This window comes from Mycobacterium sp., assembly GCF_965277065.1.
GTDB lineage: Bacteria > Actinomycetota > Actinomycetes > Mycobacteriales > Mycobacteriaceae > Mycobacterium.
Genome location: NZ_CBDIBT010000016.1, coordinates 324,568 through 339,774, shown reverse-complemented (window position 1 = coordinate 339,774; position 15,207 = coordinate 324,568). Strand labels below are relative to the sequence as shown.

14 protein-coding genes are annotated in these 15,207 nt (G+C 66.6%); 10 read left to right on the top strand and 4 right to left on the bottom strand.

Annotated features, from left to right (window positions below; all coding sequences use genetic code 11):
• Window positions 1-26 precede the first annotated feature (26 nt).
• Complete coding sequence (locus tag ACQY5A_RS07400; protein ID WP_428339725.1) at window positions 27-650, top strand: TetR/AcrR family transcriptional regulator; 624 nt, start codon at window positions 27-29, stop codon at window positions 648-650.
• A 63-nt stretch (window positions 651-713) separates the two neighbouring features.
• Complete coding sequence (locus ACQY5A_RS07395; protein WP_428339724.1) at window positions 714-2,276, top strand: phytoene desaturase family protein; 1,563 nt, start codon at window positions 714-716, stop codon at window positions 2,274-2,276.
• Here ACQY5A_RS07395 and ACQY5A_RS07390 read toward each other — a convergent pair.
• Window positions 2,273-2,608, bottom strand: coding sequence for a hypothetical protein (locus tag ACQY5A_RS07390; protein WP_428339723.1), 336 nt, complete (start codon window positions 2,606-2,608; stop codon window positions 2,273-2,275). The genes ACQY5A_RS07395 and ACQY5A_RS07390 overlap by 4 nt on opposite strands.
• A complete protein-coding gene (locus ACQY5A_RS07385) occupies window positions 2,605-4,155 on the bottom strand; it encodes a Rieske 2Fe-2S domain-containing protein (protein ID WP_428339939.1) in 1,551 nt (516 codons plus the stop codon). Before ACQY5A_RS07385 ends, ACQY5A_RS07390 begins: the two co-directional genes overlap by 4 nt.
• Before the next feature lie 116 nt (window positions 4,156-4,271).
• On the opposite strand from ACQY5A_RS07385, the gene ACQY5A_RS07380 reads away from it, so the two are divergent.
• From ACQY5A_RS07380 to ACQY5A_RS07365, 4 genes are read left to right on the top strand one after another with little or no spacing between them, the layout of a single operon-like run.
• A complete protein-coding gene (locus ACQY5A_RS07380; protein ID WP_428339938.1) occupies window positions 4,272-5,042 on the top strand; it encodes a lysophospholipid acyltransferase family protein in 771 nt (256 codons plus the stop codon).
• Between the two features lie 5 nt (window positions 5,043-5,047).
• Window positions 5,048-5,797 carry a lysophospholipid acyltransferase family protein gene (locus ACQY5A_RS07375; protein WP_428339721.1) on the top strand — a complete coding sequence of 250 codons (750 nt, stop codon included), beginning with the start codon at window positions 5,048-5,050 and terminating at the stop codon, window positions 5,795-5,797.
• A gap of 37 nt (window positions 5,798-5,834) precedes the next feature.
• A complete protein-coding gene (locus ACQY5A_RS07370) occupies window positions 5,835-6,620 on the top strand; it encodes a lysophospholipid acyltransferase family protein (RefSeq protein WP_428339719.1) in 786 nt (261 codons plus the stop codon).
• Window positions 6,621-6,648: 28 nt separating this feature from the next.
• Complete coding sequence (locus tag ACQY5A_RS07365) at window positions 6,649-7,464, top strand: HAD family hydrolase (RefSeq protein ID WP_428339718.1); 816 nt, start codon at window positions 6,649-6,651, stop codon at window positions 7,462-7,464.
• Between the two features lie 86 nt (window positions 7,465-7,550).
• On the opposite strand, the gene ACQY5A_RS07360 is transcribed toward ACQY5A_RS07365, so the two are convergent.
• Together ACQY5A_RS07360 and ACQY5A_RS07355 are read right to left on the bottom strand one after the other, a co-directional pair.
• Window positions 7,551-9,164: an N-acetylmuramoyl-L-alanine amidase gene (locus ACQY5A_RS07360; protein WP_428339717.1), complete on the bottom strand. Its 1,614-nt coding sequence runs from the start codon at window positions 9,162-9,164 to the stop codon at window positions 7,551-7,553.
• Between the two features lie 242 nt (window positions 9,165-9,406).
• On the bottom strand, window positions 9,407-10,261 hold the full coding sequence (locus ACQY5A_RS07355) for a hypothetical protein (RefSeq protein ID WP_428339715.1): 855 nt from the start codon (window positions 10,259-10,261) through the stop codon (window positions 9,407-9,409).
• A gap of 287 nt (window positions 10,262-10,548) precedes the next feature.
• Between ACQY5A_RS07355 and glf the strand changes: the two genes are divergently transcribed.
• The 4 genes from glf to ACQY5A_RS07335 are packed head-to-tail and all read left to right on the top strand — an operon-like array spanning window position 10,549 to window position 15,179.
• A complete protein-coding gene (glf, locus tag ACQY5A_RS07350; RefSeq protein ID WP_428339714.1) occupies window positions 10,549-11,766 on the top strand; it encodes a UDP-galactopyranose mutase in 1,218 nt (405 codons plus the stop codon).
• Window positions 11,763-13,736 carry a glycosyltransferase gene (locus ACQY5A_RS07345; RefSeq protein WP_428339713.1) on the top strand — a complete coding sequence of 658 codons (1,974 nt, stop codon included), beginning with the start codon at window positions 11,763-11,765 and terminating at the stop codon, window positions 13,734-13,736. Before glf ends, ACQY5A_RS07345 begins: the two co-directional genes overlap by 4 nt.
• Entirely contained in the window at window positions 13,717-14,256 is a 540-nt protein-coding gene (locus ACQY5A_RS07340; protein WP_428339712.1) for a phosphatase PAP2 family protein, read from the top strand. The genes ACQY5A_RS07345 and ACQY5A_RS07340 overlap by 20 nt, the downstream gene beginning before the upstream one ends.
• A complete protein-coding gene (locus ACQY5A_RS07335) occupies window positions 14,253-15,179 on the top strand; it encodes a decaprenyl-phosphate phosphoribosyltransferase (protein WP_428339711.1) in 927 nt (308 codons plus the stop codon). Before ACQY5A_RS07340 ends, ACQY5A_RS07335 begins: the two co-directional genes overlap by 4 nt.
• The last annotated feature ends 28 nt before the right edge of the window (window positions 15,180-15,207 follow it).

Genomic DNA, 15,207 nt, shown 5'->3' with positions numbered 1-15,207 from the left:
AACGGGTTCTGGGGTAATTTACCAACATGATCCGGCCGGCCCAGACGGCGCGCAGCGAGCGCACCCGCGAGGCGCTGCGGCAGGCGGCCTTGGTGCGATTCCTGGCGCAGGGAGTCGAGGACACCTCAGCCGACCAGATCGCCGCTGACGCCGGGGTCACGCTGCGGACGTTCTATCGGCACTTCTCGTCCAAACACGATCTGCTGTTTGCCGACTACACCGGCCTGACCTGGTTTCGCTCCGCCCTCAACGACCGGCCGGCGACCGAATCGATCGTGGACTCGGTGCAGGCGGCGATCTTCGCCTTCCCGTACGACGTTGATGCCGTTGCAAAAATCGCCGCGCTGCGCGACCACGAGATCGACCCGGGACGCATCGTCCGCCACATCCGGGACGTGCAGGCCGACTTCGCCGACGCCATCGAGACCCAACTGCAGGCGGGTAGCTGTGCGACCGCGCCGACGCCGGACGACCGGGTCCGCTGCACGGTCACGGCGCGCTCGATCGCGGCGGCGGTGTTCGGCGCCATGGAAGCCTGGATGCTCGGCGACGACCGCTCGCTGGGCGAGTTGGCCCGGGTCTGCCATCTGGCGCTGGAGACGCTCCGATCGGGGATCACCGAGTCATGGGCGAGGCAAGTTTCGTCATAATTGACAAAACTTTCCAACCGTGCAAATCTGCGCAGGCAGAGCGGCAGGCCGGAGAGGTGGCAGATGACCGACTACGACGCGATCGTGATTGGCGCCGGACACAACGGCCTGGCCGCAGCGGTGCTGTTGCAGAAGGCCGGTCTGCGCACGGTGTGCCTGGAGTCGAAGCTCTATGCGGGCGGGATGGCGTCCACGGTGGAGTTGTTCGACGGCTACCACTTCGAGATCGCCGGATCGGTGCAGTTCCCCACCGCGCCGGTGGTCCGCGAGCAACTCGGCCTGGACTCGATTCCGGCCATCGACCTGGACGTGATGTCGGTGGCGCTGCGCGGAGTCGGCGATGACCCGATGATCCAGTACAGCGATCCGATCAAGCTCTTCACCCACCTCAACGAGGTCCACGGGGCCGACGCCGTCAACGGCATGGCCGGCCTGATGGCCTGGGCGCAGGCGCCGACGCGCGCGCTCGGCAGGTTCGACGCCGGCGCGGCACCCAAAACCCTCGACGAGATGTATGCCTGTGCCACAAACGAATTCGAGCGATCAGCGATCGACGAGATGCTGTTCGGCTCGGTCACCGACGTGCTTGACCGCTACTTGCCCGACCGCGAGAAGCACGGCGCGCTGCGCGGGTCGATGACCGTGCTGGCGGTCAACACGCTCTATCGCGGACCGGCCACGCCGGGCAGCGCGGCGGCGCTGGCGTTCGGCCTGGGCATACCCGACGGCGCCACTATGCAGATGAAGAAGCTACGCGGCGGAATCGGCGCGCTCACCTCGCATCTGGTGGACGTGCTCGAGCGCGACGGCGGCCAAGTTCGGTTGCGCACCAAGGTGACCGAGATCGTGGTCGGCGACGGGAAAGTGGGCGGGGTCCGCACCGAGACGGGCGAGACCGTCACTGCTCCGATCGTGATCTCCGCGCTCGCGCCCGACCTGACCGTCAACGACCTCATCGATCCCGCGGCGCTGGCCGCCGGTATCCGCGAACGCTATGCGCGAATCGACCACCGCGGCAGCTATATTCAGATGCACTTCGCGCTGGACGAGGCGCCCGAGTTCGTCGAGCCGTACACCGCGCTCAACGACCCGAGCATGCAGGCGTCGATCGGCATCTTCTGTACGCCCGAGGAAGTGCAGCAGCAGTGGGAAGAATGCCGCCGCGGGATCGTGCCCGCCGACCCGACCGTCGTCTTCCAGGTTCCCTCGCAGAACGATCCCGACCTTGCGCCCGCCGGCAAGCACGCCGCGTCGGCGTTCGCGCTGTGGTTCCCGATCGAAGGCGACGTCGACTACGGCGCAGCCAAACTCGAGATGGGCCAGCGGGTGATCGACAAGATCACCCGGTTGGCGCCCAACTTCGAACGCAGCATCAGCCGGCACACCACCTTCACGCCCAAGCACATGGGGGTGATGTTCGGCGCCCCCGGCGGCGACTACTGCCATGGCCTGTTTCACGCGAATCAGGTCGGGCCCAACCGGCCAGGGCCAAAAGGCTTTCTCGGACAGCCGCTTTCGATCGCCGGGCTGTACTTGGCCAGCACCGGGTGTCACGGCGGGCCGGGGATCACGTTCATTCCCGGCTATAACGCGGCGCATCAGGCACTGGCCGACGCCGGGCGCTAGTCCCGCTCGTCGAGCAATCGGTCCAGCAGCGTGATGAACTCGTTCGGCTCGCCAGGGGTGAATGCAGGGCTGGGCCGGGTACCCGGCACGTCCAGCGTGATCAGGGTCGACCGGAACGGCCGCCCGACATCCAGCGGCAACCAGCGACGCAGGTCGGAACTACCCCAGATGCGGAACCGGTGCAGCACCAGCCCCAGCGATTCGGCTTTGTAGCCGCGGACGCGCTGCAGCGCGATGATCTTCGAGGTACCGGACGGAAAGTGGTAGCGGCGCAACGTGATCGCCTCCCGGTCCAGCTGGATCAGGCCGTCATCGTAGGAGTCTGCGCTCATTGCCGTGCCCTCCTGAGTTGGTGTCCGCGCGCGGTGAGGCAGCGGCCGTTGTCCAGGTTCCACTGCCAACCGTGCAGGTTGCAGGTCAGAGTGTTGCCCTCGATGACGCCGAACTTGGACAGGTCGGCTTTCAGGTGTGGGCAGCGCCGCTGAATCTCCCAGCCGTCCATGGTGATCGACGCGGAGTCGTCGTGGGTCTCGGCGAACCAGCCGTCGGCGTAGGCGATCCGCTCACCGGTGAGACATTTGAAGAACGTGTAGAGGTATTCGTTGTAGCCGCCGACCCGCCAGGCCCGGAACCGGGTGGACAAGAAAATGGTGTTGACCCAGTCTGGCTCGTTGTCGCGCAGCACGGTCCGAACCAGCTCGGCCGGGATGGCAAACCCGTAGCGGAACTTCTCGTCGGGAATCGCCTCGCGCACAGTGCGTTTCGGAAAGTCGAGCACTACTCTTCGAGGGCCCAGTACCAGCTCGACCGGGTAGCCGATGCCGTCGCAGATCTCGTTGCCGGCCAGCATGATCGGCTCGAACATCGCGCGCAGTGGCTCGAGTAGCGAGTCGCCGGCAGCGGGCGCCCAGCGGGCTTTTTCCGCCGCCAGCACCGGTCGCATCCGGGCGGCGTAGTCGGCGATGTAATCCGCCTTGCCGGTGGTGAAGATGGCTTCGACCTGCTCGGTGGGCAGCGGGTGTCGATGCGAGTTCAGTTGCGTACCAGTGAATTCGGCCGTCGACCCGGGCATCATCAGCAGGCCGTGGTCGTGGCCGTTGCGGCGCAGCTGCTCGAGGAACACCATCTGGTCGGGAAAGATGTTGGCCGGATCGGCGTGGTCGTCGTTGAGGTCCCGCAGCTCGGGATCCAGGAAACATGGTGGACCGGCGGACGGGATCACCCAAGTCGCCCCGACCTGAGCGATGTACTGACGGGACCGGTCCATCTGGCGCTGACGCTTCTGTATCCCGAACGTCTCCTTGGCGCGCTCCGGCATGTCGTAGACCATCGGATACCAGATGGCACCGGAGTACTGCAGCATGTGCACGTCGATGGGACCGAACGCGTCCGTCAACACGTCGAGATCGACCGGCCGCGCGTCGTTCATGTTGAAGGCCGTCGTAGCGCCGTCGCTGACTACCAATCCCGAATCGCCTATCGGGCCGTCGGCGGGCGCGCGCAGCGCGATGATCATGATGTCGAGCTCGCCCTTCGGGCCGTTGAGTCGGTGTTTCACCGAGTCGGTGGTCTCGAAGAACCGATGGAACCCCAGCAACTGCAGGGCATTTTTCAGATCCGGCACCGGATAGTCCGGCAGCAGCACCACGGCGTCCTTGTTGACGTGCTCGGTCAGCAGCTTCGCGTCGAAGTGGTCCTTGTGCAGGTGCGAGACGTACAGGTAGTCGCAGTCGCCCAACGCGGCCCAGTCCAGGCCGCTGTTGTCCGGGAACGGGAACCACGACGCGAAGTAGGCAGGGTTGACCCACGGGTCGCACAGAACGCTGCCGGCCCGCGTGTCGATCCGAAAGCCGGCGTGGCCGATGCTGGTGACCTGCACTGACACCCTTCGAGGACTATTTTGCGACGCTCGTCTGCCGCTCCGAGCTTAGCGGGACAGCCGGCAAAGCCCGACCCGCTAGAGCCGCTCAGGCGCGAACACTAGGCTTGAACATCGTGGAGCCGGTATACGGAACGGTCATAGCGCTCGTGCGGACGGTATGGCGGGTGCAGGGTCTGCGTTTCACGGTCATCGGGCAAGAGCACATCCCCGCCACCAGTGGCGCCGTCATTGCCATCAACCACACCGGCTACATGGACTTCACCCTGGCCGGACTGCCGGCCTTTCGGGAACACCGCGCGCGCAAAGTCCGGTTCATGGCCAAGCAGGAAGTCTTCGACAGCAAGCTCACCGGGCCAATCATGCGGGGCTGTCGGCACATCCCGGTGGACCGAGCCAGCGGCGCCGCGTCGTATGAAGTTGCCGTCGAGCGGCTCAGGGCCGGCGAACTCGTCGGTGTCTATCCCGAAGCGACCATCAGCCGCAGCTTCGAAATCAAGGAATTCAAGTCCGGCGCTGCCCGGATGGCGATCGAGGCCGATGTGCCGATCATTCCGCATATCGTCTGGGGGGCCCAGCGGATCTGGACCAAAGGTCATCCCAAGAAGATGTTCCGCCCTAAGGTGCCGATCGTGATTCTGGTCGGCGAGCCGATTGAGCCGACGCTGCCCGCGCCCGAGCTGACCGCCTTGCTGCACTCCCGGATGCAGCATCTGCTGGAACGGGCGCAAGATGCCTACGGTCCGCATCCGCCCGGCGAGTGGTGGGTCCCGCGCCGCCTCGGCGGCAGCGCCCCGACCCCGGCCGAGGCCGCCCAGCTCGACGCTGAGGAGGCCAGCCGCCGCGCGGCCGCCAAGGCGGCTCGTGAGTCGGGCCTCGCCGAGTAACGACCATGGAGCCGGTTTTCGCCATGCTCGAGATCACGGCCAAGGCCCTGGTCAGGGCGACGGGCGCCAGGATCTCTTACCAGGGCCTCGAACACATCCCGGTCACTGGCGGCGCGGTGATCGCGATCAACCACACCAGCTACGTCGACTGGCTGCCGGCCGCCCTAGCAGCGCATCGTCGCGGCCGGCGCATCCGCTACATGATCAAGGCGGAGATGCAGCAGGTGAAGGTGGTCAATTTCCTGATCAAGCACACCAACACCATTCCCGTAGACCGCGGATCCGGCGGGCAGGCCTACGCCGACGCGGTCGGGCTGTTGCGGGCGGGAGAAGTCGTCGGCCTGATGCCGGAGGCCACCATCAGCCGCAGCTTCGAGCTCAAAGAGTTCAAGACCGGGGCGGCCCGAATGGCACGGGCAGCCGACGTCCCGACGGTGCCCCTGATCGTTTGGGGCGCCCAGCGGATCTGGACCAAGGATCACCCGCGCAACGTCGGTCGCCGCAAGATCCCGGTGATCGTTGCGGCAGGGCCGCCGCTGCCGCCGTCGGGTGACATCGAGCGTGCGGACGCCGCATTGCGCGAGCGAATGACCGCGCTGCTGCATCGTGTTCAAGAGGAGTATCCGCACCCCGAGGCTGCTTTCTGGGTGCCCCAGCGACTCGGCGGCAGCGCGCCTACGGTAGCGGAGGCAAAGGTTTTTGAAGACACTGAACAGGCCGAGCGCGCGCGCAAGCGGGCAGAGCACAGCCCCTGACGCGGCTGGCAGCTAAGAGACAGAAGGAGCGACCGCCATGCCAGAGCCGTTCTACCGGTTTGGAGAGTGGGTCGTGCCGCCGGTTGTTGCGATGAACGGAACGAAGTTCAGTTTCCGCGGGCTGGAGAACATCCCTCAGCGCGGTGGCGCACTGCTCGCCCAAAACCACACCAGCTACCTGGACTGGCTCCCGCCGCTGTTCGCCGCGCGCGAACGCGGCCGCCGGATGTATTTCATGATCAAAGCCGAGATGGCCGACGTGAAGGCGGTCAATTTCGTCATCAAGCATGCCCGGCTGATCCCGGTGGACCGCCGAGACGGGCACGACGCTTTCCACACCGCGGTGCAGCGGTTGCGTGAGGGTGAACTGATCGGGATGCACCCCGAGGCCACCATCAGCCGCAGCTTCGAGTTGCGTGAGTTCAAGACAGGCGCGGCCAGGATGGCCGTGCAGGCGCGGGTGCCGATCGTCCCGGTGATCGTCTGGGGCGCGCACCGGATCTGGCCCAAAGACCACGACAAGAAGTTGTTCCGCAACCGGATTCCGATCACCGTCGCTGCCGGCCGCCCCTTGCCCCCGCACGGCACACCCGAACAGCTCAACGTCACTCTGCGCCAAGCGATGAACAACCTGCTGTATCAGGTGCAAGAGGAGTATCCGCATCCCGAAGGTGAGTACTGGGTGCCGCGCCGGCTCGGGGGCAGCGCGCCGACGCGCGACGATTCGCAGAAGATCCGACTGAACGAGCTGCAACAGCGACTGGACAAACACGGCACCGACGGCGTCACGCGCCCGGGTCAGAACCAGACCGGAACGCATTGAGCATCGGCTGCGAAGGCAGACTGTCACTGTGACACTGCCCGCGCTGATCGCCAGCGATGTCGACGGCACTCTGCTCGACGACGACGAAAAGGTCACCCCGCGCACGCGTGACGCGGTGCGAGCGGTCATCGATGCGGGCGCGCTGTTCGTGCTCGCCACCGGCCGCCCACCGCGGTGGATTCCGCCGGTGGTCGATGGGCTCGGGTTTTCGCCGATATCGGTGTGCGCCAACGGCGGCGTGATCTATGACCCGGAGACCGACCGGGTGCTGTCGGCGAAAACACTGTCCGTCGACGCGCTGTGCGAGCTTGCCGAGATCGCCACCCGTGCCATCCCCGGCGCTGGCCTGGCCGTCGAGCGGGTCGGGGCCAGCGCGCACGACAGCGCGACGCCGCAATTCGTCAGTTCGCCCGGCTACGAGCACGCGTGGCTCAACCCCGACAACACCGAGGTCTCCCTCGACGACCTGCTCAGTGCGCCCGCGATCAAACTCCTGGTCCGTAAGGCCGGCGCGCGCAGCGCGGACATGGTGGCCGCACTGGTCAAGCACGTGGGCGTCGAGGGTGACATCACCTACTCGACCAACAACGGGCTGGTCGAGATCGTGCCGGTCGGTGTCAATAAGGCCGCTGGTATCGCGGAAATCGCTGGGCCGCTTGGCATTCCCGAGGCCGAATGGGTGGCGTTCGGCGACATGCCGAACGACGTGCCGATGCTGCTGCGGGCCGGCCTCGGGGTGGCGATGGGGAACGCGCACCCCGACGCGCTGGCGGCGGCCGACGAGGTCACCACGCCCAACACCGACGACGGGGTGGCACGCGTGCTCGAACGCTGGTGGCCCTAGCGGGCCGGGCCGCGAGCGTAACGCCACCGCGCACATGCCCCCGGGATTTCTCCACAGCGTTACGCTCGCGACCAATCGAGCGGTCGTCAAGCGGCCGGTGCGACGGGCGAAAAACGCTCGAGCTGCACCGGCGGTCCGGTCGGGGCCGGCGGCGGCAGTTCCTCGACGACGCCGTCGATCACCCGGCTGACCCGCCCGCTGAGCCGGTCGAAGTTCAGGGTGCCGTGCTGGAAGTTCTGCTTGACCCACTGCGGCTCTTGGATTTCCGAGCTGGTCGGCAGGCCCAGCGCGCCACGCTCGAAGCCGAGCGAGGCCCACGCGTCGTAGATGGCTCCGGTGACTGATTGCGGACCGGTCTCCGGGGACCAGTACATCGCACCCTTCTCGAAGTTCGCGTAGCGCGAGTCTCCGACGCCGGTCGCTTCGGGTGAGGTGGGTGCGCCCAAGACGCTGCTGAGCCCGCCGATGGTCTGCCAGCGGTCGTAGATGGCGCCGCCCTGCAACGACAGGGCCAGGTCCTCGGGCCGGGGTGGGCCGCTGAAATGCGCTGCGGTTTCGCGGATCTCGTCGAGTAGTCCATAAGCGACATTGCCGGGGCAGTCGGTGGCGCCGACATCGCGATGGGCGAAGATGGTCGGCAGCGTCGCGACAGCGTTGAATGGAAAGTTGGTGTTCTCCCCACCGGCCGATTGCAGTGCGACCGTGCCCCGTGGGTCGATGCGGTCCATCCCGAGCCGCCAGCCGATCAGCCGGCCGAGTGTGTGCAACTGGATCGGCGTCGGCGCGATGTCGTCGAAGTTGCCGATCATCGCCACACCCCAGCTGTCGCGGTTGAAGCCGCCGGTGTGGTCGCCCTGCACGGGACCGGTCAGTGCGCCGGCCCGGCCCTCGAACACCTGGCCGTACTTGTCGACGACTGCGTTGTAGGCGATGTCGCACCAGCCCAGGATCTGGGTGTGATACGCGTAGATCGACCGCATGATCGCCACGGAGTCCTGCGGCTGATAGTCGTTGCTCTCGGCGGTGTGGTGGACCACCGCGGCGCGGATGGGCTGGTCGAACGGCCGGTTGCCGCAGCGGACCGCGTCGTCGGCGCCCCACTGTGCGCGGGCGACGATGTTGGGCGCCTGGCCCGCGCCGATGGCAGCGGTCGGCGGGCTCCACTGGGTATCGGCCGGTGCCTGTGGCGGCGAGATCAGGATCGCCGAGATGTTCTGTGCCAGAGGCTGTTCCGCGGTCGCCGGGATATAGCCTAAGCCGGCGACCGGCTTGGTCTTCGGCGCTGACGTGCGGGGTGCGTCGGACGGGCGGCTGATCGCGATCTGGACGGTCGTGGTTTTGCCGAGGAAGACCGGGTCAGTGCCGCGCGGCCCCGTCGCCGCGCCGTGGCCCGTCAGCGTCTCGGTTTCGTACCACTGGCCCCATGAGCCGTCGGCATGGCGGGCGCGCACCCGGGCGGACGTGCCGGTCAGGTCGCCGCCGGTGAGCGCCACCATGGAAAACGGTGTGGCGTGGCTGATTTCGCGAACGGTGACGCCGCCGCCGAGCCCGACCAGTGGCTCCTGCGCGAGGTGGGTGTCCCCGGGCCGGGCCGAATGCTCGCGATGCCCGGCGGGTGAGCCGACGGCCAGCGGCAGGATGACGACGGTCGCCGCGATCGCGGTGAACAACGTCGTCGGCGCGGTAGGGCGGGACGGCACGAACCGATGTTACGTATGTGTCTAGTGATGCAAATGTTTCGACACGCTACTCAAGTGAACAAAGTGAATAAGCGCCATTTTGCCGAGAGTGCAACTGGCGACGCATTTCGCGAGATGTGGTGTCGGTAGTTGCACTCTCGCGCCCGCGCGGCACGGCACCGCAGAGTTTGGGTGTCCCAGGTCAGACCGGGGTTCCACTTCTGCGGTGCCGTTTCGGGGGAAATCCGAAGCCGAGCGTCCGATCAGGGGATCGGCGCCGGTGGCGGGGGAACCGGAGCGGCCGCACCGTGCGCCGCCTGGGTGAGACCTGGCAGGATCATGCCCTTGAGCAGGTCGATGGCCTGTCCGGCGCCCAACTGGTTGGCCGCGCTCATCACGTCGCTGACCAGCCCGCCGCTCGGTGCGGGACTCGCGCCAAGGGACGGGTCACCCAGGATCGGGTAGGTGCCACCGGAGGGATCCAGTCCGACCGGGTCGCTGATCGGAAGTTCGCTCGGGCTGGACAGGCCGCCGGCACCGGTTGTCGGGTCGAAAGCGCCCGGGGTACTCAGACCCGGAGTGAGTCCCGGGCTGGCCAGGCCGGGCGTGCTCAGCCCTGGACTGGTCGCCGTCGCGCCCGGCGTCAAGCCCGGAGTCGCCAGACCAGGGGTGGCGCCGGGGGTGAGACCGGGCGAGGTCAGACCAGGTGTCGTCAGACCCGGCGAGGTCAACCCAGGTGTCGTCAGACCCGGCGAGGTCAGCCCAGGCGTCGTCAGCCCGGGCGAGGTCAGGCCCGGTGAGGTCAGGCCGGGGCTGGTCAGGCCGGGCGAGGTCAATCCACCCAGGCCGGGCAGGCCGGCACTATCGGGGCTGGTCGCGCCCGTCAGGCTCGGGATCGGCGGCAGGCTGACGCCGAACTGGGACAGTCCCTGCGTCAAGGCGCCCATCAGCTCACCGGGCAGGTCGGTCATGGATGCGGCCCGGACGAACTCGTGGTGCTGGGGTGCGGGCTTGGCGGTCAAGTCGCAAACGGCGATGTAAGCAAAAGGACTCGCGACCGCCAGAGCGGCGAACGCGCTCGTGGCTGTCGAGAGCCTGCGTCGACGTCGGTTCGGCACGGAAGTCTCCTCAATCTGGACTGCGTCGTTCATGCACGCCGGGAGCGTGCACGATGTCCGACAAGTGCTTATTCGGACACCTGGCCGATGTTACTTACGTGAATGTTGTTACTGGAGTGGTGAGACCAAATCGTGAACCAATCGCGACTTTCGTCACCAAAAATCGCCCAATCGTTATCCGCCACGCCGCTACATGGCCGTGGCAGGGGCCTCGAGGGAACATGACCCCGGCGCAACGCCGCTGCCAAACGGGCTGCGGTCTCGTAGTCCGATACCCTAGGCAACCGATGGCTTCTCCTTCCGGTCGCTTTGACCTTTTCGTCGTCGGCTCGGGCTTCTTCGGTCTGACGATCGCCGAGCGCGCGGCTACTCAGCTCGGCAAGCGGGTGCTCGTCGTCGACCGGCGCCCGCACATCGGCGGGAACGCATACTCCGAGGCTGAGCCGCAGACCGGCATCGAGGTGCACAAGTACGGCGCCCACCTCTTCCACACCTCCAACGAGCGGGTGTGGGATTACGTGCGGCAGTTCACCGACTTCACCGGCTACCAACACCGCGTCTTCGCCATGCACGACGGCCAGGCCTATCAATTCCCGATGGGGCTGGGGCTGGTGTCCCAGTTCTTCGGTCGGTACTTCACCCCCGACGAAGCCCGGGCGCTGATCGCCGAGCAGGCAGGAGAGATCAACACCGAGGATGCGCAGAACCTCGAGGAGAAGGCGATCTCGTTGATCGGTCGGCCGCTCTATGAGGCGTTCGTCAAGCACTACACCGCCAAGCAGTGGCAGACCGATCCCAAGGAGCTGCCCGCGGCCAACATCGCCCGACTGCCGGTGCGATACACCTTCGACAATCGCTACTTCAACGACACCTATGAGGGCCTGCCGGTCGACGGCTACACCGCTTGGCTGGAGAACATGGCGGCCGACGATCGCATCGAGGTCAGGCTCGACACCGACTGGTTCGATGTTCGCGACGAGTTGCGCCGAGAGTCGCCGTCGGCCCCTGTTGTTTATACCGGCCCGCTGGACCGCTACTTTGATTACGCAGAGGGCCGGTTAGGCTGGCGCACACTGGATTTCGAGATAGAAGTGTTGGGCGACTGCGGGGATTTTCAAGGCACTCCCGTGATGAATTACAACGACGCCGACGTGCCCTACACCAGGATCCACGAGTTCCGGCATTTCCACCCGGAGCGCGATTATCCGGCCGACAAGACGGTGATCATGCGGGAGTACTCCCGCTTCGCCGAGCACGACGACGAGCCCTATTACCCGATTAATACCGAAACCGACCGCGCGGTGCTGACCGCCTACCGGGCTCGGGCCGCAAGCGAAACCGCTTCGGCGAACGTGCTTTTCGGTGGCCGCCTGGGCACCTATCAGTATCTCGACATGCACATGGCCATTGCCAGCGCGTTGAACATGTACGACAACGTCCTTGCGCCGCACCTGCGTGACGGCACTGAGCTGGACGAGAACAGCAGAGGAAGTACTCGGGGATGAGTGAGACCACGGTCGACGACGCAGCCGGCGCTGCGACTCAGAAATCCGGCAAGGCGGTGAGCTTGCTGGCTCGCGTCATCCTGCCGCGCCCGGGCGAGCCGCTCGATGTCCGCAAGCTCTACCTGGAAGAGTCGAAGACGAATTCCCGTCGTGCACATGCCAGCGACCGCACCTCGCTGCACATCGGCGCCGAGTCCCAGGTGTCGTTCGCCACCTACTTCAACGCCTTCCCGGCCAGCTACTGGCGGCGGTGGACGACGTGCACGTCGGTGGTGTTGCGTACCGAGCTCACCGGCCAGGGCCGCGTCGACGTGTACCGCACCAAGGCCACCGGTGCCCGAATATTCGTGGAGGGGCAGGACTTCGCCTCGGTGAATGGCGACCCGGCGGTCCTCGAATTCCAGTTAAGCCTGCAGCCTTTCGAGGACGGCGGGTGGATCTGGTTCGACATCACCACCGACTCAGAGGTGACCCTGCGCAGCGCCGGCTGGTATTCCGACCAGCCCGCCCCGGGTGTCGGTTGCGTCGCGATCGGCATCCCGACTTTCAACCGGCCGAACGACTGCGTCAACGCTCTGCGCGAACTCACCGCAGACCCGTTGGTGGACCAGGTGATCGGCGCAGTGATCGTGCCCGACCAGGGCACGTCGAAAGTTCGTGATCACCCCGACTTCGCCGCTGCGGCAGCGCCGCTGGGGAATCGGCTCGCCATCCACGACCAGCCCAATCTCGGCGGCTCTGGCGGATACAGCCGGGTGATGTACGAGGCGCTGAAAAACACCGACTGCCAACAGATCCTGTTCATGGACGACGACATCGAGCTGCAGTCGGACACCATCCTGCGCATCCTGGCGATGCACCGCTTCGCGAAGTCACCGATGCTGGTGGGCGGCCAGATGCTCAACCTGCAGGAGCCGTCGCACCTGCACATCATGGGTGAGATGGTCGACCGGGCGAACTTCATGTGGACCGCGGCGCCATACACCGAGTACGACCACGACTTCGCCGAGTTCCCGTTGAGCGACAACAACCCTCGCAGTCAGCTGCTGCACCGGCGGATCGACGTCGACTACAACGGCTGGTGGACGTGCATGATCCCGCGCCACGTCGCCGAAGAGCTGGGCCAGCCGTTGCCGCTGTTCATCAAATGGGACGACGCCGACTACGGCCTGCGCGCCGCCGAACACGGCTACCCGACCGCGACGCTGCCCGGCGCGGCGATCTGGCACATGGCCTGGAGCGACAAAGACGACGCCATCGACTGGCAGGCCTACTTCCACCTGCGCAACCGGCTGGTGGTGGCGGCCATCCACTGGGACGGTGAAGTCAAAGGACTGGTCCGCAGCCACCTCAAGGCAACATTGAAACACCTGTCCTGCCTTGAGTATTCAACTGTGGCCATCCAGAACAAGGCGATCGACGACTTCCTCGCCGGTCCGGAGCACATCTTCTCGATCCTGGAATCCGGTCTGCCCGAGGTGCACCGGATGCGCAAGGAATACCCGGACGCGGTGGTGCTGCCGTCATCGGACCAGCTGCCGGAGCCGTCGCAGCGCAACTACGAGATGAAGCCGCCGGTGCACCCACTGTCGATCGGTTACCGGCTGGTCCGCGGAGTACTGCACCAGCTGAAGAAGACTGAGCCGCAGCATCATCAGCGCCCGCAGCTCAACGTGCCGACCCAGGACGCCCGCTGGTTCCGGCTGTCCACGCTGGACGGGGCGACGGTGACGACGGCCGACGGCCGTGGAGCGGTCTACCGTCAGCGCGACCGGGACAAGATGCTTGCGCTGTTGTGGCAGTCGCTGCGACGCCAGGGACAACTGCTGCGCCGCTTCGACGAGATGCGCCGCGCCTACCGCGATGCGCTGCCGGTGCTGTCCAGCAAGGAGAAGTGGGAGACGGTGTTATTTGGGACCCAGCCCGCCGGAAAAAATGTGGTGGCTGGCAATGGCCGACATCGCGGCTGACTCGGCGTCGCCGAGCGGCGAAGTGGCCGTACTGGTCGCCGTGCAGTCGGCGCTGGCAGATCGCCCGGGCGCGCTGGCGGTCGCGCGAGCCCTGTCCCATTTCGGTGAGCACAGCCTGGGGTGGCTGGCGGTGTCGGCCATCGGCGCGGTCGCGCAGCCGGCCAAACGCCGCAACTGGCTACTGGCCGGAGCAGGGGCGTTCGCCGCGCACGCCGCCGCTGTGGTGATCAAGCGAATCGTGCGGCGTCCGCGTCCGCATCATCCCGCGGTCGCCGTCAACGTCGGTACACCCAGCAGTCTGAGCTTCCCGTCGGCGCACGCCACCTCGACCACTGCGGCGGCGGTGTTGCTGGGCCGGGCCACCGGTTTACCGCTGCCTGTCATGCTGGTGCCGCCGATGGCGCTCTCGCGGGTGCTGCTCGGCGTGCACTATCCCAGCGACGTGGCCACCGGTGTGGCGGTCGGCGCAGCGGTCGCTGCGGCGGCCAACTGGGTAGATGACAGGTGGAGCGGGAGATGAGCGGAAGCACTGGGGACACTGACGCCAAGGTGGCCGGACCGCCGGCCAACCTGATGGTCGGCGTGGTCAAGGCGGTGCGCCCGCGGCAATGGGTGAAGAACATCCTGGTGGCCGCGGCACCGTTGGCCGCGCTGGGCACCGACGTTCACCACAACTACCTCACGATGCTGGGTCAGGTGGCGGTCGCCTTCGCGGTGTTCTGCCTGGCGGCCTCGTCGGTCTACCTGGTCAACGACGTCCGCGACGTCGAGGCCGACCGCGCGCATCCCACCAAGCGGCTCCGCCCGATCGCGGCCGGCGTGGTGCCCGCGTGGCTGGCCTACACGCTGGCGGGCGTGCTGGCCGCTGCTTCGCTGGGCCTGGCGTGGTGGCTGACCCCAAACCTGGCGCTGGTGATGGCCGTCTACATCGGCATGCAGCTGGGGTATTGCTTCGGCCTCAAGCATCAAGCGGTGATCGACATCAGCATCGTGTCGTCGGCGTACCTGATTCGCGCCATCGCCGGCGGTGCCGCCACCAATACCCATCTGTCGCAATGGTTTTTGTTGTCAGCGGCGTTCGCGTCGCTGTTCATGGTGGCCGGCAAGCGCTACGCCGAGCTGCAACTGGCCGAGCGCACCGGAGCCAGCATTCGCAGGTCGCTGGAGAGCTACACCAGCACCTACCTTCGGTTCGTCTGGACGATGTCGGCCACCGCGGTGGTGGTCTGCTACGGACTGTGGGCATTCGAGCGTGACCACGGCAGGGCCGCGTGGTTCGCGGTGTCGATGGTGCCGTTCACCATCGCGATCCTGCGCTACGCGGTGGACGTCGACGGTGGCATGGCCGGCGAGCCCGAGGACATCGCGCTGCGCGACCGGGTGCTGCAAGTGCTGTTCTTGGCCTGGATCGGAACCATAGGTGCCGCAGTCGTCCTCGGCTGACGCGGCCTCGGGCACCCCGGACCCGTCG